The following is a 20,031-nucleotide window of genomic DNA, read 5'->3' on the forward strand; positions in this document are numbered from 1 at the left end:
CGGGATCGAACCGCCGACCCCCTCCTTGTAAGGGAGGTGCTCTCCCAGCTGAGCTAATCACCCGATACTACGCTGGTAAGATGTTTCCATCTTAAATGGTGGGCCGTGCTGGATGACCTGGCTTCGCCTCGTTGCTTAAGCAACGTTATCCTTCACGTTTTACTTTCACCCATCGTTGAAAGTGGTGGGTCGTGCAGGATTCGAACCTGCGACCAATTGATTAAAAGTCAACTGCTCTACCAACTGAGCTAACGACCCACTTTTGCTGCTTTCGGCTTATGCGATAACCCTTGGCAACGGCGGCATATATTACTGATTTAAGGAGTCAGCGCAACAACAATTTCGATCAATGTCACTTAACTGCTTATGATTCATGCGACAAGACCAGAAATAGTCCGATTTCTGGTCATGCGCTATGCATTACATCGAAGAAAGTCGTTTTTGCGCCTGTTTGGCACCTTCGGTACCAGGGTACTTACTGACCACCTGCTGGTAGACCGCTTTCGCTTTCGCCGTATCCCCTTTGTCTTGCATAATCACGCCGACTTTAAACATCGCGTCGGGTGCTTTAGGCGACTTGGGGTAATTTTTCACCACCGAGGCGAAATAATAGGCCGCATCGTCTTTTTTACCCTTGTTGTAATTCAGTTGCCCGAGCCAGTAGTTGGCATTGGGTATGTAGGTTGAATCCGGGTATTTTTTGACGAAATTCTGAAATGCGACGATAGCATCATCCTGGTGGGCTTTATCCTGCACCAGCGCTACGGCGGCATTGTAATCGGTATTTGCATCGCCGCTTTGTACCGGAGCGCCACCGGTCGCCGCTCCCGTATTGGCGTCGGCTGCCGGAGCCTGCGCTGCCGCACCGCTCTGACCGCCAGAAGCCTGCTGCGTTTGTCCAGCTGCGCCGCTGCTAAGATTGCCTATCTGCTGCAAAATTTGCTGTTGACGTTCAACGATCTGATTGAGCTGATACTGATTTTCCTGGATTTGCCCACGAAGCGTATCAATATCGGCCTGATTATCGGAAAGTTGCTGCTGGAGTTGAGTTAAAAGCTGGCTGTGAGCATTGGAAATACGCTCAAGTTGAGTGACGCGGTCTTCGACCGAGCCTGAGCCGACACTACTGATTGGCGCCTGAGCATTAGCGGCCCAGGGGGCCGCTATGCCAACCAGTAACGACAGACTCAACAGATGATGTCTGAAGTTACTGCTCATGCAATTCTCTTAGTAAACCAGTACGGCGCGACGGTTTTTAGCGTAAGCCGCTTCGTCGTGACCCAGTACTGCAGGTTTTTCTTTACCGTAAGAAACGATGGAGATCTGGTCAGCGGAAACGCCTTTACCCTGCAGGTACATTTTAACGGCGTTAGCACGACGTTCGCCCAGGGAGATGTTGTATTCCGGGGTACCACGTTCGTCAGCGTGACCTTCTACGGTAACTTTGTAGGACGGGTTGCTGCGCAGGAAGTTAGCGTGAGCATCCAGCATCGCTGCGAAGTCAGAACGGATGTCATACTTGTCCAGATCGAAGTAAACAATGTTGTTCTGCTGCAGCTGTTGCATTTGCAGACGCGCTTGTTCTTCAGAGGACATGTTGCCGCTACCGTTCATGCCAGTGCCAGCACCCATCATGCCTTCGCCGCTCTGGTCACTGGTGTTGTTCTTGTGAGAAGAACATGCAGCGATCGCCATTACAGGCAGAGCCAGCATCAGGCCTTTCAGCACTTTGTTCAGTTGCATTTCTTTGATTCCTTTATAATTCAATTATTTATTATTACAGATACGGAGACCAGGCAGGGAATTTAACCTGTCCATCAGTCGCCGGAATACGCGCTTTGAAACGCCCATCTGTAGAAACCAGGTTCAGCACGGATCCCATCCCCTGAGAAGAGCTGTAGATTACCATTGTGCCGTTTGGTGCCAGACTTGGCGTTTCATCCAGGAACGTGGACGTAAGAACCTGCACGCCACCCGCTTCCAGATCTTGTTTAGCGATGTGCTGCTGACCACCTTCAGAGCTAACCATCACCATAAATTTGCCGTCGCTGCTGATATCTGAGTCCTGGTTCTGCGAACCCTGCCAGGAGATACGCTGCGCTGCGCCGCCGTTAATACCTACTTTGTAAACCTGCGGACGTCCAGCCTGGTCGGAAGTGAAAGCCAGCGTCTGGCTATCCGGGAACCAGGTCGGCTCCGTATTGTTGCTGCGGCCATCGGTTACCTGACGAATCTGGCCAGAACCGATATCCATGACATAAATATTCAGGCTACCGGTTTTCGACAGCGCAAACGCAAGCTTAGTGCCGTCCGGTGAGAAAGCCGGCGCGCCGTTGTGACGCGGGAAGGAAGCCACCTGACGAATACTGGCGTTTGCCAGGGTCTGAATCACCAGCGCGGAACGACCGCTTTCAAAGGTGACGTACGCCAGTTTGGAACCGTCCGGAGACCACGCCGGAGACATCAGCGGCTGCGGAGATTTGTGTACCAGGAACTGGTTGTAACCATCGTAATCAGACACACGCAGTTCGTACGGGAACTGGCTGTTAGCGGTCTGCACCACATAGGCGATACGGGTACGGAACGCGCCTTTAATGCCCGTCAGTTTTTCGAACACTTCATCACTGGCGGCGTGAGCGGCATAACGCAGCCACTGTTTGTTCACTTTAAAGGAGTTCTGTGCCAGCACGGTACCCGGCGCACCGCCGGTATCGACTAACTGGTAAGCAACATTGTAGCTGCCGTCCGGATTAGGCGTTACCTGACCCACAACCACCGCGTCAATGCCCAGCGCAGACCAGGCGGCAGGCTGAACTTCCTGCGCGCTGCCCGGTTGCTGCGGCAGACGGGATCTGTCGAGTGGATTGAATTTGCCGCTGTTGCGCAGATCCGCAGCGACGATACCGCCCGCGTCTTCAGGCGCAGCGCCAGGGCCTGCCCACTGGAAAGGCACAACGCCGATCGGGCGTGCCGAGTCCACCCCTTGGGTGATCTCGATACGTACTTCTGCGTGCAGCACCGCTGCCCACAGCATAAGAAAACCAAATGCAACACGTAATGCCTGCTTCATCATATCTCCCTTATCCGGGTGGAAAACCCGCGATAATTTAGCAGAATTTTAACAAACTCAAATAGACAAAACTACTCGCGTCAGGACAGCCTGAGTTTACTCTCCTCCGCTGTCCGCGAAGGAAAGTGTACCTTAAGGTTTAAAGTCCAGCGGCGCATTTTTGAACACTTCATACACAGCCTGACTTGGCGGTTTCGGCATTTTCGCCTGTCGTGCTGCAGCCAGTGCAGCCTGACAGAGCGCCGGATCGCCACCTTCCGACTGGATATCTAACAGCGTACCGTCCGGCGACAGTTTGATACGTAACGTACAGGTTTTCCCCGTATAAGAGGAGGCATCATAGAAGCGGCTTTCGATTGCCGATTTAATCTGCCCTGCGTAGTTACTGATATCGGCACCGGATGCGCCGTTGTTCTTAGTGTTACCAGAACCAGCGGCGGCTGCATTATTCCCTTTCGCTCCACCGCCCGTTTTCGGCGCATTCTTACCGGAGCTCAAATCGCCAAACAGGTCGTCAACGCCGGATGCATCCGCTTTTTCCGCCGCAGCTTTCTTCGCGGCTGCGGCCTTCTCAGCCGCTGCTTTCTTGTCGGCAGCCGCTTTTGCTGCGGCCGCTTTCTTATCGGCGGCCGCCTTTTCAGCGGCAGCTTTCTCGGCTGCGGCTTTTTCAGCCGCTGCGGCTTTTGCTGCAGCCGCTTTTTCAGCCGCTGCGGCTTTCGCTGCGGCCGCTTTTTCAGCGGCAGCTTGTTTAGCCGCTTCAGCCTGTGCTTTCTTCGCCGCGTCCGCTTCGGCTTTTTTCTTCGCATCAGCGGCAGCTTTTGCGGCTTCCGCCTCGGCTTTTTTCTGTGCGTCAGCAGCCGCTTTTGCAGCCTCCGCTTCGGCTTTTTTCTTCGCATCGGCGGCGGCTTTTTTCGCGGCTTCTTCTGCCGCTTTGGCCTGTGCATCCGCCTTCGCTTTCGCGTCCGCAGCGGCTTTCGCGGCAGCCTCTTCAGCCTGCTTCTGCTGCTGTTGCGCCTGTTTTGCCGCCTCTTCCGCTTTTTTCTGCTGTTCAGCCTGCTCGCGTGCCGCTTCCTGCGCCTGCAAACGCTCCTGCTCCAGCTGTTTCAGTCGTTCTTGCTCAGCAGCCTGCTTTTCACGCAGCTCTTCCGCTTGCTGCTGCGCCTGTTTTTCACGCTGCTCTTTTGCGCGCTGCGCGCTGGCTTGCTGCTGCTGTTGGCGATTGTAATTTTCCACCACAGCGCCCGGATCGACCATCACCGCATCAATCGCAGAGCCACCGCCGCCCCCTGAAGAAGCATCAATATGCTCATCAAACGAGCTCCAAATCAGCAGTGCCACGAGAATGACGTGCAGCACTGCCGAAATGATTATCGCTCGCTTAAGCTTGTCGTTTTGTACGGTTGCCTTTGACACTCTCGGTTCCCAAAAACTGTCCGCCTGTTAAGCCGGTGATCAGATAGGCTGGGTCATTAAGCCGACTGATTTAACACCCGCGCTATGTAACAGGTTCAGCGCTTTAATGATTTCATCGTACGGCACATCTTTTGCCCCGCCGATTAAGAACACGGTTTTCGGATTGGACTGCAGGCGACGCTGCGCCTCGGCAATCACCTGCTCCGGCGGCAGTTGATCCATACGATCTTTTTCCACCACCACGCTGTACTGTCCGACACCGGAAACCTCAATAATGACCGGCGGATCGTCGTTGGTGCTGACGGTCTGCGACTCGGTCGCATCCGGCAGATCCACCTCTACGCTTTGCGTAATGATCGGCGCTGTTGCCATGAAGATCAGCAGCAGCACCAGCAACACGTCCAACAACGGTACGATGTTGATTTCAGACTTGAGCTCACGACGGCCCCGTCCACGCGTTCTGGCCATGGCTTACTCCTTGTTGCTGTCGCTGCTGGCAAATGCCTGGCGATGCAGAATAGCCGTGAACTCTTCCATAAAGTTGTCGTAATTCAGTTCCAGTTTGTTCACGCGCTGATTCAGACGGTTGTAGGCCATTACCGCCGGAATAGCGGCAAACAGACCAATCGCTGTCGCGATCAACGCTTCGGCAATCCCCGGCGCAACCATTTGCAGCGTGGCTTGCTTCACCGCGCCCAGCGCAATAAAGGCATGCATAATCCCCCACACCGTACCAAACAGACCGATATACGGACTGATGGAGCCAACGGTACCGAGGAAAGGAATGTGGTTTTCCAGCGCTTCCAGTTCACGGTTCATCGAAATGCGCATGGCACGAGCCGCCCCTTCGACAATCGCTTCCGGCGCGTGGCTGTTAGCACGATGCAGACGGGCAAACTCTTTGAAACCGCTGTAAAAGATTTGTTCCGAACCGCTCATATTATCGCGGCGCCCCTGGCTTTCCTGATACAGGCGAGAGAGCTCAATACCGGACCAAAACTTGTCTTCAAAGGCTTCCGCTTCGCGCCCTGCTGCGTTGAGGATGCGCGTTCGCTGGATGATAATTGCCCAGGATGCGATTGAAAAACCAATCAAAATCAACATGATAAGTTTGACCAGAAGGCTAGCCTTCAGGAACAAATCAAGGATGTTCATGTCAGTCACTGCTTAAACTCCGCGACAATAGACTTGGGAAGCGCACGAGGCTTCATTAAGAGTGGATCAACACAGACAATCAGTACTTCAGCTTCGTTCAGCACAATGTTCTCTGCGTTGACAATCCGCTGCGTGAAAACCATTGAGGTTCCACGCATTGATGTAACTTCCGTTTGGACTTCGAGCATGTCGTCGAGTCTGGCGGGTGCAAAATACTCCAGCGTCATTTTACGTACCACGAATGCGACGCGCTCAGCCAGCAGAGCCTGTTGGCTAAAGTGATGGTGGCGCAGCATCTCAGTGCGGGCTCTTTCATAAAAAGCAACGTAGCTGGCGTGGTAAACCATGCCACCGGCATCGGTATCTTCGTAATAGACCCGAACCGGCCATCGAAACAGCGTTGTATTCACTTTACATCCCGGTAATGCAAAAAAAGTTAGAGCTTTTAAGCTTCGCTACTATACGCGCGGGGAAGGTGCTTTGGAATGGGTTCAAGTAAACGGATAGTAAAAATTTATGGGCTTTTGCAAGCCCATGAGGATAACGGATATTTATTACTCAAAAGAAGAAAAAGAGCAGACCCGCAAGCATCACCGCCATAGCGACGGAGGGGCAGAAAAAGCCCTGCCAGTGCAGCGCGCGCGGGCGAAAACCAACGCCGTGCACGACGCCCGTGCATACCGCCCATATCAGCAGCAGCCCGTGCCAGATTTCCAGCTCGCTGGTTTTTGCGGCGAAACGGGAGGGATCCCAGAATATACAGCCCGCCAGCAGTAATGCCATGATGAGGGAAAGGGCCCGTAACGGGCCCTTGTCCATTACCGCATAGAGCTTTGCGATAATCTTTTCCATCAATGCTCTTCTTTCCCGGCTTTGGTGGCTTCAACGTGTTCCAGCGCCAGCGCGGTAATCACTCCGAAAGCACAGGCAAGAAGCGTTCCTAAAATCCATGCGAAATACCACATATTCTGCTCCTTACTTAGTACAGAGAGTGAGTGTTGCTTTCAACGTGTTCTTTGGTGATACGTCCGAACATTTTCCAGTAGCACCAGCTGGTGTACAGCAGAATAAGCGGTACGAATACCAACGCCACATAGGTCATCAGATTCAGCGTCATCTGTGTGGATGTCGCATCCCACATCGTCAGGCTTGCTTTCAGCATGGTGCTTGACGGCATGATGAATGGGAACATCGCGATGCCCGCCGTCAGGATGATGCATGCCAGCGTCAGGGATGAGAACACAAACGCCCAGGCCGCTTTATTCAGACGCGCCATAAACACCGTCAGCAGTGGCAACACTACGCCCAGAGCCGGCACCAGCCACAGTACAGGCATATTGTTGTAGTTAGTCAGCCAGGCACCCGCCTGAACCGCCACTTCTTTGGTTAATGGGTTAGACGGTGCATGGTGATCCATCACAGAGGTCACTACGTAGCCATCGATACCGTACACCACCCATACACCGGCCAGCGCAAAACAGACCATCGTTACCAGCGCGGCAATCTGCACCGTCGCGCGGGCACGCAGATGCAGCTCACCCGCCGTACGCATTTGCAGGTAAGTCGCGCCCTGAGTCAGGATCATCGCCACGCTGACGATACCTGCCAGCAGACCAAACGGGTTCAGCAGCTGGAAGAAGTTACCGGTGTAGAACAGGCGCATGTCAGTATCGAGGTGGAACGGCACGCCCTGCAGCAGGTTGCCGAACGCCACGCCAATGACCAGCGGCGGAACAAAGCTGCCGATAAAGATGCCCCAGTCCCACATACCGCGCCAGCGCACGTCTTCAATCTTCGAGCGGTAGTCAAAACCGACCGGACGGAAGAACAGCGAAGCCAGCACGAGGATCATCGCCACATAAAAACCGGAGAAAGCCGCAGCGTAAACTGTTGGCCAGGCGGCAAACAGCGCGCCGCCCGCGGTAATCAGCCAAACCTGGTTACCGTCCCAGTGCGGCGCGATGGTGTTGATCATCACGCGGCGCTCGGTATCGCCTCGACCCAGTACGCGCGTTAACATCCCCACGCCCATGTCGAAGCCATCGGTCACGGCGAAACCTATCAGCAGGATGCCAACCAGCAGCCACCAGATAAAACGTAATACTTCATAATCGATCATTTGACGACTCCTGTCTTAGCGTGCCGGCTGAGAAGCCACGGTGGACTGCTCGTAGTGATAGCGACCTGTTTTCAGACTGCTCGGCCCAAGGCGAGCAAATTTGAACATCAGGAACACTTCCGCCACCATAAACAGCGTATAAAGGCCGCAAATCAGAATCATTGAGAACAGCAGATCGCCGACCGTCAGCGAGGAGTTAGCCACTGCCGTCGGCAGTACCTCACCAATCGCCCACGGCTGACGGCCGTACTCAGCCACAAACCAGCCTGCTTCAATAGCAATCCACGGCAGCGGGATACCATACAGCGCTGCGCGCAGCAGCCATTTTTTCTCACCGATGCGGTTACGAATTACCGTCCAGAACGAAGCACCGATAATCAACAGCATCAGGATACCGCTCGCCACCATCAGGCGGAACGCGAAGTACAGCGGCGCAACGCGTGGGATTGAGTCTTTGGTCGCTTGCTTAATCTGCGCTTCGGTCGCATCCGCCACGTTCGGCGTATAGCGTTTCAGCAACAGGCCGTAGCCAAGGTCTTTCTTAATGTTATTGAACTGATCGCGAACGGCCTGATCGGTCGAACCGCCGCGCAGCTGTTCAAGCAGCTGGTACGCTTTCATACCGTTACGGATACGTTCTTCGTGCTGCACCATCAGATCTTTCAGACCGATAACCGGGGTATCAACAGAGCGGGTAGCGATAATGCCCAGCGCGAAAGGAATCTGCACGGCAAATCTGTTCTGTTGCTTATCCTGATCCGGTATACCAAATAGCGTAAACGCCGCCGGAGCAGGCTGTGTTTCCCACTCGGCTTCAATCGCCGCCAGTTTGGTTTTTTGCACGTCACCCATTTCGTAACCGGATTCATCACCCAGTACGATAACGGAGAGAATAGAAGCCATACCGAAGCTTGCGGCAATGGCAAAAGAGCGCTTAGCGAAAGCGATGTCGCGACCGCGCAGCAGATAGTAAGAGCTAATGCCAAGGATAAAGATGGCACCACAGGTGTAGCCAGAGGCGACGGTGTGAACAAATTTCACCTGCGCAACCGGGTTCAGCACCAGTTCTGCAAAGCTCACCATCTCCATGCGCATGGTTTCAAAGTTGAAATCAGAGGCAATCGGGTTCTGCATCCAGCCGTTGGCGACCAGAATCCACAGAGCGGATAAGTTAGAGCCGAGCGCTACCAGCCAGGTCACCGCCATGTGCTGTACTTTGCTCAGACGATCCCAGCCGAAGAAGAACAGACCGACAAAGGTAGACTCGAGGAAGAACGCCATCAGACCTTCAATGGCCAGCGGCGCACCGAAGATATCCCCAACATAGTGAGAATAGTATGACCAGTTAGTCCCGAACTGGAACTCCATCGTCAGACCGGTTGCCACGCCCAGTGCGAAGTTGATGCCAAACAACTTGCCCCAGAACTTGGTCATATCTTTATAAATCTGTTTGCCGGAGAGGACGTACACCGTTTCCATAATAGCCAGCAGGAACGCCATACCGAGCGTTAGTGGCACAAACAGAAAGTGGTACATCGCGGTCAAGGCAAACTGTAAGCGCGACAGTTCGACTATATCTAACATTATGACTCCTTGCTCATCGCAGAAGACTCCGAGAGTAAACCCCGTTAGCGAGGGTTCACACGCATGCCCCAAAAAATTTACCGCACTGTTTTATTCATTGCGCGAGAATCGTGACAAAGAATGAAAAAGTTACGGCAAGGTTAAAAAGAAATTCGAATTGATCTCTCGAATATATTACTCCGTAAACCCATTACAATAAAAAGGTTTTTATTGAGTTTGTTTTACGTTTTTCGACGGCGATCAATTTATGCCTAATTTAGCACTTTTGCTGCAATTTGATCGGCGACAATTTAACGATTTTTGCCGTCTTTTCCAAGCTTTTAAAGATTGATTTAAATCAAGATTATTCCATCATGTTAATTTTGTGTACTGCGTATAAGTATCGTAAATTACTTGTTAAGAGTATGTTCATACTAACGCCACGAATAGTTATCAATCGGTGGGTTAACACAAATAATAGCGACTTTATTTAACGTTTAGCGTTAATGTTAAAAAAGCGTCTCTATATCGGCATGGTAAAAATAAAAAATGAGAGGTGCGGCGGTTATTTTACAATTAATTCACCTTAACGATAATGACAATTAACACCGTTTCGTTATTATTTTATAAATGCCCTACACATTAAAGCCCTACTTTTATAAAGGCTACCGTGGCGTTTCATCTTCCCGCAGATGACATTCCCCGATCGCCGATAGCGTCGTTAAAATGATTTTGGCGGCCTTTTTACCGCTCCCTGATCTTCTGACGCGCCCTCAGCGCCACCTACTGCACCGCTCAGCGTTCGCTGCGTAAACTGCAGCCATAAAAAAGGCCGCTACGAAAGCGGCCAACCATGTCGAAAGGATACTTGCTCCCCTACATGGAGGAGCAATGAGGTTTTATTTGATAACAGATTTCAGTGCTTCGCCGATATCGGCCAGGCTGCGCACTGTTTTGACGCCTGCGGCTTCCAGCGCGGCGAATTTCTCATCCGCCGTGCCTTTACCACCAGCAATGATGGCGCCTGCGTGGCCCATACGCTTGCCTTTTGGCGCGGTAACGCCTGCGATATAACCGACTACCGGTTTGGTGACGTGATCTTTGATGTAGGCTGCAGCTTCTTCTTCCGCGCTGCCGCCAATCTCACCGATCATTACAATCGCTTCGGTCTGCGGATCTTCCTGGAATAGTTTCAGGATATCGATAAAGTTGGAGCCCGGAATCGGGTCGCCACCGATACCGACGCAGGTAGACTGACCAAAGCCGTAATCGGTGGTCTGTTTAACTGCTTCATAGGTCAGCGTACCGGAACGGGAAACAATACCGACTTTACCCGGCTGATGAATATGGCCAGGCATAATGCCGATTTTGCACTCGCCTGGGGTGATCACGCCCGGGCAGTTTGGACCAATCATGCGCACGCCAGCTTCATCCAGCTTCACTTTCACCGTCAGCATATCCAGCGTCGGGATACCTTCGGTGATGGTAATGATCAGTTTGATGCCCGCATCGATAGCTTCGAGGATCGAGTCTTTGCAGAACGGTGCCGGAACGTAGATAACGCTCGCGGTGGCACCTGTCGCTTCAACAGCTTCGCGCACGGTGTTAAACACCGGCAGCCCGAGGTGCGTGGTGCCGCCTTTGCCTGGCGTTACGCCGCCAACCATCTGCGTACCATAGGCAATCGCCTGCTCGGAGTGGAATGTACCCTGGCTTCCGGTGAAGCCCTGGCAGATAACTTTAGTGTTCTTATCAATCAAAACAGACATTATTTCCCCTCCACTGCGGCAACAACCTGCTGTGCTGCATCCGTCAGACTTTTCGCTGCGATAATATTCAGGCCGCTGTCCGCCAGGCGTTTCGCGCCCAGTTCAGCGTTGTTCCCTTCCAGACGCACCACCACCGGTACGTTAACGCCCACCTCTTCGACCGCGCCGATAATACCGTCAGCGATCAGGTCGCAGCGGACGATACCGCCGAAGATGTTAACCAGTACCGCTTTAACGTTTTCATCAGAGAGGATGATTTTAAAGGCTTCGGTTACGCGCTCTTTGGTCGCGCCGCCGCCCACATCCAGGAAGTTAGCCGGTTCGCCGCCGTGCAGTTTAACGATGTCCATGGTGCCCATCGCCAGGCCTGCGCCGTTAACCATGCAGCCGATGTTGCCATCCAGCGCCACATAGTTTAGTTCCCAGTGTGCTGCCTGCGCTTCACGCGGGTCTTCCTGAGACTGGTCGCGCATTTCGCGCAGTTCCGGCTGGCGGAACAAAGCGTTACCGTCTGCGCCCAGTTTGCCGTCGAGGCAGATCAGATCGCCCTGTTTAGTGATAACCAGCGGGTTAATCTCAATCAGCGCCAGATCGCGCTCCAGGAAAATGGTCGCCAGACCCATAAAAATTTTGGTGAACTGCTGAACCTGTTTGCCTTCCAGGCCTAGTTTGAACGCCAGATCGCGTCCCTGATACGGCATTGGGCCGGTCAGCGGATCGATAGCGGTTTTATGGATCAGGTGCGGAGTCTCTTCCGCCACTTTCTCGATTTCCACGCCACCTTCAGTAGAGGCCATGAACACTACGCGGCGTGAGCTACGGTCAACTACCGCGCCCAGATACAGCTCTTTGTCGATATCCGTTGCCGCTTCCACCAGAATCTGGTTTACCGGCTGGCCATTGGCGTCCGTTTGGTACGTTACCAGACGTTTGCCGAGCCAGTTTTCAGCGAAGGCGCGGATATCTTCTTTACTATTGACGACTTTTACGCCGCCCGCTTTACCGCGGCCGCCTGCGTGGACCTGGCATTTTACCACCCACGGACCGGCACCGATTTTAGATGCCGCTTCTTCTGCTTCACGCGGGGTAGTACAGGCATAACCAACGGGAGTCGGCAGTCCTGACCGGGCAAACAGCTGTTTCGCCTGATACTCGTGTAAGTTCATGTGTTCTATCCATCCTTCATTAAATTTGTCACGCCGGATGACGGCTTACAAAGCAGGTGTTCGTTATAGTTGCCCGGTAACATACGCTACCGGGCACTGGCCGCTACACGTCCAGCAGCAAGCGAGTCGGATCTTCCAACAGTTCTTTAATCGCCACCAGGTAGCCCACGGACTCACGGCCATCGATCAGACGGTGGTCATAAGAGAGCGCCAGATACATCATCGGCAGGATTTCCACCTTGCCATCAACGGCCATCGGGCGATCTTTAATGGCGTGCATGCCAAGAATTGCGCTCTGCGGCGGGTTGATGATCGGCGTCGACATCAGGGAACCGAACACACCACCGTTGGTGATGGTGAAGTTACCGCCGGTCAGATCTTCAACGGTCAGCTTGCCGTCGCGGCCTTTCAGCGCCAGCTCTTTGATTTTCTTCTCGATATCCGCCATACCCAGCGTATCAACGTCACGCAGCACCGGCGTGACCAGGCCACGCGGCGTAGAAACCGCCATGCTGACATCGAAATAGTTGTGGTAAACCACATCATCGCCATCGATAGACGCGTTGACTTCCGGGAAGCGTTTCAGCGCTTCAACTACCGCTTTAACGTAGAAGGACATAAAGCCCAGACGGATGCCGTGACGTTTTTCAAACGCCTCGCCGTACTGCTTACGCAGATCCATAATCGGCTTCATGTTGACTTCGTTAAAGGTCGTCAGCATGGCGGTAGAGTTTTTCGCTTCCAGCAGACGCTCGGCAACGCGTTTGCGCAGGCGGGTCATCGGAACACGTTTTTCGGTACGGCCAGCCAGCTGCGGAGCCGGAGCCGGAGCCGGGCTGCTCACCGGCGCGGCTGCCGTTTTTTCCTCTTTCGCCGGGCCTTTCGCCAGATGTTTTTCCACATCTTCGCGCGTCAGACGGCCGCCGACGCCAGTGCCTTTAATGGCGCTGGCTTCAAGGTTGTGCTCAGCCAACAGGCGACGGATCGCCGGGCTCAGGGCGTCGTTGCTCTGCTCTTCCAGCGACGCCTGCTGGCGCTGGGCCGGAGTAGACTCTTTCTCTTCAGACTTAGCGCTGCTCTCTTTACCGGCGCTGTTGCCCTCTTTCAGGCGGCCCAGAATCTGGCGGGAAGTCACGGTGGTGCCTTCATCTTCCAGCACCGCGTCCAGAATACCGTCCGCTGAAGCCGGTACTTCCAGTACCACTTTGTCAGTTTCGATTTCGACCAGCACTTCGTCGCGTCGTACGCTATCGCCTGGTTTTTTGTGCCAGGTCGCAACGGTCGCATCAGCAACGGACTCAGGGAGATCGGGAACGAGAATATCTACGCTACTCATTATTTATCCTTTAATTAATCGACGTTCAGCGCGTCATTGACCAGATCTTGTTGCTGTTTCTGGTGAACGGACAGGTATCCCACCGCCGGGGAGGCGGAGGCCGGGCGACCTGCGTAACGCAGAGCGGCCCCAAATGGAATCACATCACGGAAATGATGCTGGCTGCAGTACCATGCGCCCTGGTTAAGGGGCTCTTCCTGGCACCAGACAAAATCATGTACGTGTGCGTAAGGTTTTAGCGCTTCCTGCACCGACTGGTGCGGGAACGGGTAAAGCTGCTCGATACGCACAATGGCGACATCCTTCTGGTCGTTCTTACGACGCTGTTCCAGCAGATCATAATAGACCTTCCCGGAGCAAAGGATAACGCGCTTAACACCCTGCGGATCGAGATCGTCAACTTCACCGATGGCGGGCATAAAGGTGCCGTTCGCCAACTCTTCAAGGGTAGAAACCGCTTGCGGATGACGCAACAGCGACTTCGGCGACATAACAATCAGCGGGCGACGCATACCGCGCAGCGCCTGGCGACGCAGCATGTGGTAAACCTGCGCCGGCGTTGACGGCACACACACCTGCATATTTTGTTCAGCACACAGCTGCAGATAGCGTTCCAGACGTGCAGAAGAGTGCTCAGGCCCCTGCCCTTCATAGCCGTGCGGCAGCAGCATTACCAGACCGCACATACGGCCCCACTTCTGCTCGCCGGAGCTGATGAACTGATCGATCACCACCTGCGCGCCGTTGGCGAAGTCGCCAAACTGGGCTTCCCAGATGGTCAGCGTACGCGGCTCTGCAGTAGCGTACCCGTATTCAAATGCCAGCACCGCTTCTTCAGAAAGCACGGAGTCCCACACGCGGAACTGACCTTGTGAATTGTGCACATGGCTCAGCGGGGTATAGGTTGAACCGTTCGCCTGATTGTGAATAACCGCATGGCGATGGAAGAAGGTGCCACGGCCGGAGTCTTCACCCGACAGACGCACCGGAATGCCTTCATCAACCAGCGTGGCATAAGCGAGAGTTTCTGCGCCGCCCCAGTCGAACAGCTTCTCACCGTTCGCCATCAGTTGGCGGTCGGCATAGATTTTTGCTACGCGGGACTGCATTTCGATGGCTTCCGGCACCGTACTGATCCGTTTTGCCAGTTCCTGCAGACGCTTCATCTCGACCTTGTTCGGGTAGCTCTCATCCCACTCATGGTTGAGATACGGCGACCAGGTAAAGGAGTGCATATTCATCGGACGCCATTCGGCAACCACGCACTCGCCCGCATCCAGCGCATCGCGGTACAGGTTGACCATTTCGGTGGCATCTTCAAGCGTGATGGCTTTTTCCTGCTCCAGACGATCGGCGTAGATTTTACGCGGCGTCGGGTGCTTTTTGATTTTCTGATACATCAGCGGCTGGGTTGCGCTCGGCTCATCGGCTTCGTTGTGCCCATGACGACGGTAGCAAACCAGGTCAATAAAGACATCGCGTTTGAAGTTGTTACGGTAGTCGAGGGCCAGACGGGTAACGAACGCTACCGCTTCCGGATCGTCGGCGTTAACGTGGAAAATCGGCGCCTGGACCATTTTACCAATATCGGTACAGTATGGCGTGGAGCGCGCATCCAGCGGGTTGGACGTGGTAAAGCCCACCTGGTTATTAATCACAATACGCACCGTACCACCGACTTCGTAGCCGCGCGCTTTAGACATGTTCAGGGTTTCCTGCACCACACCCTGGCCCGCAACGGCCGCATCGCCGTGAATGGTAATCGGCAGCACTTTATTGCTACCAGGCTCAGCCAGACGATCAAGACGCGCACGCACGGAACCGATAACTACCGGGCTTACGATCTCCAGGTGCGACGGGTTAAACGCCAGCGCCAGGTGCACCAGGCCACCTTCGGTTTCCACATCGGACGAGAAGCCCATATGGTATTTCACGTCGCCGGTGCCGAGGTGCTCTTTATGCTTACCGGCAAACTCGTCGAACAGATCCTGCGGCTGTTTACCCAGCACGTTGACCAGCACGTTGAGACGGCCGCGGTGCGCCATACCCAGCACCACTTCGCGCGTGCCGCTTTTGCCCGCGTGGCGGATCATCTCTTTTAGCATCGGTACCAGCGCATCGCCGCCTTCCAGCGAGAAGCGTTTCGCACCAGGGAATTTCGCGCCCAGGTAGCGCTCAAGCCCTTCCGCCGCGGTCAGTTCCGTCAGGAAGCGTTTCTTCTCTTCGCTGCTGAAGCTGGATTTGCCCGTTGCGGATTCGATACGCTGTTGGATCCAGCGTTTCTCTTCGGTGCTGGTGATATGCATATATTCCGCACCGATCGAGCCACAATAGGTCTCTTTCAGCGCGTTAATCAATTCGCCCAGCGGCATGGTGTCTTTGCCGATAGCAAAAGAGCCGACGTTGAACGTGTTCTGGAAATCGGCTTCCGTCAGGTCGTGATAGGCCGGATCGAGATCGGCAACCCTTTCTTGCTGCCACAGTCCCAGCGGATCGAGATTCGCATGCTGATGACCACGGAAGCGGTATGCGTTGATAAGCTGCAGGACTTTAACCTGCTTCACATTGGTATCAGGGTCGGAAATAGAGGAAGAGTAACGTGAAGCATCTTTCGCCAGCTGACGGAAATAATCACGCGTTTTGGAGTGGAACTGATCCGGTTTGACTCCGGTGCCCGGTAACTGCTGGAACATAGATCGCCAGTTTGCATCTACCGAGTCAGGATCGGTTAAGAAGTCTTCATAGAGCTGTTCTATCCAGCTCTGGTTAGACCCAGAGAGGTAAGAAGAGTCCAGCCAGGCTTTCATTGCGCCGTTCTGCATCGTGATCCCTTAAGCATTGTTATGCTTACTTCGCCGTGGATAACTACGACGTACACAAGTTAGCGCACGTCCCAGGGTTCACTTGCGGGCTCTTGGTGGCCCGCGAAGGAACCTTTAAAAACTGCCCTAATCTTCGTTGTTTGGGCTGCGACTGCGTTGGCTGCCTTCGCTTACCCAGGTCACATAGTTCACTATGCTCCCAGGGATGAGCTCAGTTGCCGCCTTGTCTCGCGCCAAACATCTCGATTATGACTTTTGTGGCAGTTTTTAGAGGTTTCCTGCATTTTTGCCGCCTGGCGCTGCATTTCGGCCTACAGACGTAGGCCCGACAAACAGCGCCAGGCGGCGTTGGTTACTTATGCACTACGCTGCAGCAGCATCGACTTAATATGGCCGATGGCGCGCGTCGGGTTCAGCCCTTTAGGGCATACACTGACGCAGTTCATAATGCTATGGCAGCGGAAAACGCTGAAAGCATCGCTTAACCCTTCCAGACGGTTGTCGGTTTCCGTATCGCGACTGTCGATCAGGAAACGGTACGCCGCCAACAAACCTGCCGGGCCGATAAATTTATCCGGGTTCCACCAGAACGACGGACAGGATGTTGAGCAGCAAGCACAGAGAATACATTCATACAGACCGTCGAGTTTTTCACGCTGCTCCGGTGCCTGCAGGTGCTCTCGTGCTGGCGGATTTTGCCCATTATTCAACAAGTAAGGCTTAATCTTCTCATATTGAGCATAGAACTGCCCCATGTCCACCACCAAATCACGGATCACCGGCAGGCCTGGCAGAGGACGGATCACAATCTTCTGTTTGCCATTACCGAGAGCGGAGATCGGGGTGATACACGCCAGACCGTTTTTACCGTTCATGTTCAAACCATCGGAACCGCACACCCCTTCACGGCAGGAGCGACGAAACGACAGCGTAGGATCTTTTTCTTTCAGCTGCATTAATGCATCCAGCAGCATCATGTCACGCCCTTCTTCGCCTTCAAGGGTGTAATCCTGCATGCGCGGAGCATCATCGACATCCGGGTTATAACGATAGATCGAAAATTCGAGTTTCATCATCCAGTCTCCGCATTAATAAGTACGAATCTTCGGCGGGAACGCCGGACGCAGTTTCGGCTCCATATTGACGCTGCGACGCGTCATGGATTCCGTTTCTGGCAGATACAGGGAATGGCACAGCCAGTTTGCATCGTCACGATCCGGATAGTCGAAGCGGCTATGGGCGCCACGACTCTCAGTGCGGAAGTTTGCGGACACCGCCGTCGCATAAGCGGTTTCCATCAGGTTATCCAGCTCCAGGCACTCAACGCGCTGGGTGTTAAACTCGGTGGAAGTATCGTCCAGACGGGCGTTTTTCAGGCGCTCGCGAATCACTTTCAGCTGCTCCAGCCCTTTCGCCATCGCATCGCCTTCGCGGAATACCGAGAAGTTATGCTGCATGCACTCCTGCAGCGCTTTGCGAATAGTGACCGGATCTTCGCCGTTACGGTTGTTGTTCCAGCGGTTGAGACGTTCAAGAGAGGCTTCAACATCCGATTCGCTGGCATCACGTAGCGCGCCCTGCTCGGCGATAGACTCTTGTAAATGCAGACCGGCCGCGCGGCCAAAGACCACCAGGTCCAGCAGCGAGTTGCCGCCCAGGCGGTTTGCGCCATGTACCGATACGCAGGCAATTTCACCTACCGCGAACAGCCCAGGGATCACCACATCTTCGCCCTGCGCGTTCACCGTCAGCGCCTGGCCGGTCACTTTGGTCGGAATGCCGCCCATCATATAGTGGCAGGTTGGGATCACCGGAATAGGTTCTTTTACTGGATCGACATGGGCAAAGGTGCGCGACAATTCAAGGATCCCCGGCAGGCGCGATTCCAGCACCTCTTTACCCAGATGATCGAGTTTCAGTTTAGCGTGCGGGCCCCACGGACCGTCGCAGCCGCGACCTTCACGGATTTCGATCATGATGGAACGCGCCACCACATCGCGACCCGCCAGGTCTTTGGCATTTGGCGCATAACGCTCCATAAAGCGCTCGCCATGTTTGTTCAGCAGATAACCGCCTTCACCGCGGCAACCTTCCGTTACCAGCACGCCCGCGCCGGCGATACCGGTCGGGTGGAATTGCCACATTTCCATATCCTGCACCGGCACACCGGCGCGCAGCGCCATGCCAACACCGTCGCCGGTATTGATATGCGCATTGGTGGTGGACTGGTAAATACGGCCTGCACCACCGGTCGCCAGCACCGTTGCACGGGCTTTAAAGTAGACGACTTCACCGGTTTCAATGCACAGCGCGGTACAACCCACCACGGCGCCATCCTGGTTTTTCACCAGATCCAGCGCATACCATTCGGAAAAAATCGTCGTGTGGTTTTTCAGGTTCTGCTGATAAAGCGTGTGCAGCAACGCGTGACCGGTACGGTCAGCCGCAGCCGCAGTACGCGCCGCCTGTTCGCCGCCGAAGTTTTTCGACTGGCCGCCAAACGGACGCTGATAGATACGGCCATCATCCAGACGGGAGAACGGCAGGCCCATATGTTCCAGTTCCAGAATCGCTTCCGGGCCGGTTTTACACATATATTCAATGGCATCCTGGTCGCCGATGTAGTCGGAACCTTTTACCGTGTCATACATGTGCCATTCCCAGTTATCTTCATGGGTGTTACCCAGCGCAACGGTAATACCGCCCTGCGCAGATACGGTGTGAGAACGGGTTGGAAAGACTTTAGAGAGCAGCGCACAGGTTTGCCCGCTCTGGGAAATTTGCAGTGCCGCGCGCATACCTGCGCCACCAGCACCAATAACAACAGCATCAAATTCTCTGACTGGCAGCTTCATTACACACCCCACACCACAACGAATCCATAAATCACGTAAACCGCAAGCGCAACGACAATTGCTAGTTGCAGAATCAGGCGTACAGCCACGGGTTTAACGTAGTCGGTCAACACCTGCCACATGCCAATCCAGGCATGTATCAGCAGCGAAAATAACGCCAGCAGCGTGAAGACTTTGGTGAACGCGGAGGAGAAGAAACCCGTCCAGACTACCCAGGTCAGATCGCCATGCAGGGCGAAAAAACCGACCATATAGATGATGTATAACGTCAGAACGATGGCAGTAGCACGGACAAGAATAAAATCATGTACGCCGTTGCGTCCTAATGCGGAGGCGTTGCTTACCATACGAGGACTCCTGCGAGGATTGACAGCACGACAGTGATAACAAAAGAGAGATTAGCGGAACGCTTTCCTGCTTCGAAGGTTTCTTCCAGCCAGCCAAAATCCATAAACATGTGGCGAATACCGCCGACAGCGTGATAAGCCAGCGCTGTGAGGATGCCCCAGAAAATGAATTTGACGAAAAAACTGCTCATGATGGCGGAGGCGGCTTGAAAGCCCTCTTCAGACGCGAGCGACAGACCCAGTAACCACAGCAGAATACCAACCGCCACGAAAGTAATGACGCCGGAAACGCGATGGAGAATGGAAGCTATAGCCGTAACAGGAAACCGAATTGTTGCCAGATCAAGATTGACAGGCCTTTGTTTTTTGACATTTTTAATCATGAATAACGCCCACATGCTATTCTTATAGTTTCC

19 protein-coding genes and 1 tRNA gene are annotated in these 20,031 nt (G+C 54.0%); all 20 read right to left on the reverse strand.

The genetic code is table 11. The features are described 5' to 3' along the window. Window positions 1-182: 182 nt before the first annotated feature. A tRNA-Lys gene (locus tag RW65_RS01140) sits at window positions 183-258 on the reverse strand. A gap of 162 nt (window positions 259-420) precedes the next feature. Further along, window positions 421-1,218 carry a cell division protein CpoB gene (gene cpoB / locus RW65_RS01145; RefSeq protein WP_039054814.1) on the reverse strand — a complete coding sequence of 266 codons (798 nt, stop codon included), beginning with the start codon at window positions 1,216-1,218 and terminating at the stop codon, window positions 421-423. A gap of 9 nt (window positions 1,219-1,227) precedes the next feature. Beyond that, a complete protein-coding gene (gene pal, locus RW65_RS01150; protein WP_007373922.1) occupies window positions 1,228-1,743 on the reverse strand; it encodes a peptidoglycan-associated lipoprotein Pal in 516 nt (171 codons plus the stop codon). A gap of 34 nt (window positions 1,744-1,777) precedes the next feature. Beyond that, window positions 1,778-3,070 (reverse strand): Tol-Pal system beta propeller repeat protein TolB, encoded by a 1,293-nt coding sequence (gene tolB, locus RW65_RS01155; protein WP_039054815.1) that lies wholly within the window; start codon window positions 3,068-3,070, stop codon window positions 1,778-1,780. Window positions 3,071-3,202: 132 nt separating this feature from the next. Continuing rightward, complete coding sequence (gene tolA, locus RW65_RS01160; protein ID WP_039054816.1) at window positions 3,203-4,483, reverse strand: cell envelope integrity protein TolA; 1,281 nt, start codon at window positions 4,481-4,483, stop codon at window positions 3,203-3,205. A gap of 39 nt (window positions 4,484-4,522) precedes the next feature. Next, window positions 4,523-4,951, reverse strand: coding sequence for a colicin uptake protein TolR (tolR, locus tag RW65_RS01165; protein ID WP_039054817.1), 429 nt, complete (start codon window positions 4,949-4,951; stop codon window positions 4,523-4,525). Window positions 4,952-4,954: 3 nt separating this feature from the next. Then, on the reverse strand, window positions 4,955-5,647 hold the full coding sequence (gene tolQ, locus RW65_RS01170; RefSeq protein ID WP_156123947.1) for a Tol-Pal system protein TolQ: 693 nt from the start codon (window positions 5,645-5,647) through the stop codon (window positions 4,955-4,957). Further along, window positions 5,644-6,048, reverse strand: coding sequence for a tol-pal system-associated acyl-CoA thioesterase (gene ybgC, locus RW65_RS01175; RefSeq protein WP_039054819.1), 405 nt, complete (start codon window positions 6,046-6,048; stop codon window positions 5,644-5,646). Before ybgC ends, tolQ begins: the two co-directional genes overlap by 4 nt. A 148-nt stretch (window positions 6,049-6,196) precedes the next feature. Continuing rightward, window positions 6,197-6,490 carry a cyd operon protein YbgE gene (gene ybgE / locus RW65_RS01180; RefSeq protein WP_039054820.1) on the reverse strand — a complete coding sequence of 98 codons (294 nt, stop codon included), beginning with the start codon at window positions 6,488-6,490 and terminating at the stop codon, window positions 6,197-6,199. Continuing rightward, entirely contained in the window at window positions 6,490-6,603 is a 114-nt protein-coding gene (gene cydX / locus RW65_RS21490; RefSeq protein WP_004100325.1) for a cytochrome bd-I oxidase subunit CydX, read from the reverse strand. Before cydX ends, ybgE begins: the two co-directional genes overlap by 1 nt. 14 nt (window positions 6,604-6,617) lie before the next feature. Beyond that, on the reverse strand, window positions 6,618-7,757 hold the full coding sequence (gene cydB, locus RW65_RS01185; RefSeq protein WP_039054821.1) for a cytochrome d ubiquinol oxidase subunit II: 1,140 nt from the start codon (window positions 7,755-7,757) through the stop codon (window positions 6,618-6,620). 15 nt (window positions 7,758-7,772) lie between these two features. Further along, window positions 7,773-9,341: a cytochrome ubiquinol oxidase subunit I gene (gene cydA / locus RW65_RS01190; protein ID WP_039054822.1), complete on the reverse strand. Its 1,569-nt coding sequence runs from the start codon at window positions 9,339-9,341 to the stop codon at window positions 7,773-7,775. Between the two features lie 878 nt (window positions 9,342-10,219). Further along, window positions 10,220-11,089, reverse strand: a complete 870-nt coding sequence (sucD, locus tag RW65_RS01195) for a succinate--CoA ligase subunit alpha (RefSeq protein ID WP_039054823.1) — start codon at window positions 11,087-11,089, stop codon at window positions 10,220-10,222. Then, window positions 11,089-12,255: an ADP-forming succinate--CoA ligase subunit beta gene (sucC, locus tag RW65_RS01200; RefSeq protein WP_039054824.1), complete on the reverse strand. Its 1,167-nt coding sequence runs from the start codon at window positions 12,253-12,255 to the stop codon at window positions 11,089-11,091. The genes sucD and sucC overlap by 1 nt, the downstream gene beginning before the upstream one ends. Window positions 12,256-12,358: 103 nt before the next feature. Continuing rightward, window positions 12,359-13,591, reverse strand: a complete 1,233-nt coding sequence (gene odhB, locus RW65_RS01205) for a 2-oxoglutarate dehydrogenase complex dihydrolipoyllysine-residue succinyltransferase (protein WP_039054825.1) — start codon at window positions 13,589-13,591, stop codon at window positions 12,359-12,361. Between the two features lie 14 nt (window positions 13,592-13,605). Further along, window positions 13,606-16,413: a 2-oxoglutarate dehydrogenase E1 component gene (gene sucA, locus RW65_RS01210; protein ID WP_039054826.1), complete on the reverse strand. Its 2,808-nt coding sequence runs from the start codon at window positions 16,411-16,413 to the stop codon at window positions 13,606-13,608. 356 nt (window positions 16,414-16,769) lie between these two features. Next, window positions 16,770-17,486 (reverse strand): succinate dehydrogenase iron-sulfur subunit SdhB, encoded by a 717-nt coding sequence (sdhB, locus tag RW65_RS01215; RefSeq protein ID WP_039054861.1) that lies wholly within the window; start codon window positions 17,484-17,486, stop codon window positions 16,770-16,772. 15 nt (window positions 17,487-17,501) lie between these two features. Next, entirely contained in the window at window positions 17,502-19,268 is a 1,767-nt protein-coding gene (gene sdhA / locus RW65_RS01220; protein ID WP_039054827.1) for a succinate dehydrogenase flavoprotein subunit, read from the reverse strand. Continuing rightward, a complete protein-coding gene (gene sdhD / locus RW65_RS01225; RefSeq protein WP_039054828.1) occupies window positions 19,268-19,615 on the reverse strand; it encodes a succinate dehydrogenase membrane anchor subunit in 348 nt (115 codons plus the stop codon). Before sdhD ends, sdhA begins: the two co-directional genes overlap by 1 nt. Continuing rightward, complete coding sequence (gene sdhC / locus RW65_RS01230) at window positions 19,609-20,013, reverse strand: succinate dehydrogenase cytochrome b556 subunit (protein WP_039054829.1); 405 nt, start codon at window positions 20,011-20,013, stop codon at window positions 19,609-19,611. The genes sdhD and sdhC overlap by 7 nt, the downstream gene beginning before the upstream one ends. Between the last annotated feature and the right edge of the window lie 18 nt (window positions 20,014-20,031).

Source organism: Enterobacter sp. Bisph1 (assembly GCF_000814905.1).
Taxonomy (GTDB): domain Bacteria; phylum Pseudomonadota; class Gammaproteobacteria; order Enterobacterales; family Enterobacteriaceae; genus Kosakonia.

Excerpts from the sequence above, each read along its gene's own strand:
- cpoB (WP_039054814.1), bottom strand. The coding sequence starts at position 1,218 with ATGAGCAGTAACTTCAGACATCATCTGTTGAGTCTGTCGTTACTGGTT.
- pal (WP_007373922.1), bottom strand. The coding sequence starts at position 1,743 with ATGCAACTGAACAAAGTGCTGAAAGGCCTGATGCTGGCTCTGCCTGTA.
- tolB (WP_039054815.1), bottom strand. The coding sequence starts at position 3,070 with ATGAAGCAGGCATTACGTGTTGCATTTGGTTTTCTTATGCTGTGGGCA.
- tolR (WP_039054817.1), bottom strand. The coding sequence starts at position 4,951 with ATGGCCAGAACGCGTGGACGGGGCCGTCGTGAGCTCAAGTCTGAAATC.
- ybgE (WP_039054820.1), bottom strand. The coding sequence starts at position 6,490 with ATGGAAAAGATTATCGCAAAGCTCTATGCGGTAATGGACAAGGGCCCG.
- cydX (WP_004100325.1), bottom strand. The coding sequence starts at position 6,603 with ATGTGGTATTTCGCATGGATTTTAGGAACGCTTCTTGCCTGTGCTTTC.
- cydB (WP_039054821.1), bottom strand. The coding sequence starts at position 7,757 with ATGATCGATTATGAAGTATTACGTTTTATCTGGTGGCTGCTGGTTGGC.
- cydA (WP_039054822.1), bottom strand. The coding sequence starts at position 9,341 with ATGTTAGATATAGTCGAACTGTCGCGCTTACAGTTTGCCTTGACCGCG.
- sucD (WP_039054823.1), bottom strand. The coding sequence starts at position 11,089 with ATGTCTGTTTTGATTGATAAGAACACTAAAGTTATCTGCCAGGGCTTC.
- sucC (WP_039054824.1), bottom strand. The coding sequence starts at position 12,255 with ATGAACTTACACGAGTATCAGGCGAAACAGCTGTTTGCCCGGTCAGGA.
- odhB (WP_039054825.1), bottom strand. The coding sequence starts at position 13,591 with ATGAGTAGCGTAGATATTCTCGTTCCCGATCTCCCTGAGTCCGTTGCT.
- sucA (WP_039054826.1), bottom strand. The coding sequence starts at position 16,413 with ATGCAGAACGGCGCAATGAAAGCCTGGCTGGACTCTTCTTACCTCTCT.
- sdhB (WP_039054861.1), bottom strand. The coding sequence starts at position 17,486 with ATGAAACTCGAATTTTCGATCTATCGTTATAACCCGGATGTCGATGAT.
- sdhA (WP_039054827.1), bottom strand. The coding sequence starts at position 19,268 with ATGAAGCTGCCAGTCAGAGAATTTGATGCTGTTGTTATTGGTGCTGGT.
- sdhD (WP_039054828.1), bottom strand. The coding sequence starts at position 19,615 with ATGGTAAGCAACGCCTCCGCATTAGGACGCAACGGCGTACATGATTTT.
- sdhC (WP_039054829.1), bottom strand. The coding sequence starts at position 20,013 with ATGTGGGCGTTATTCATGATTAAAAATGTCAAAAAACAAAGGCCTGTC.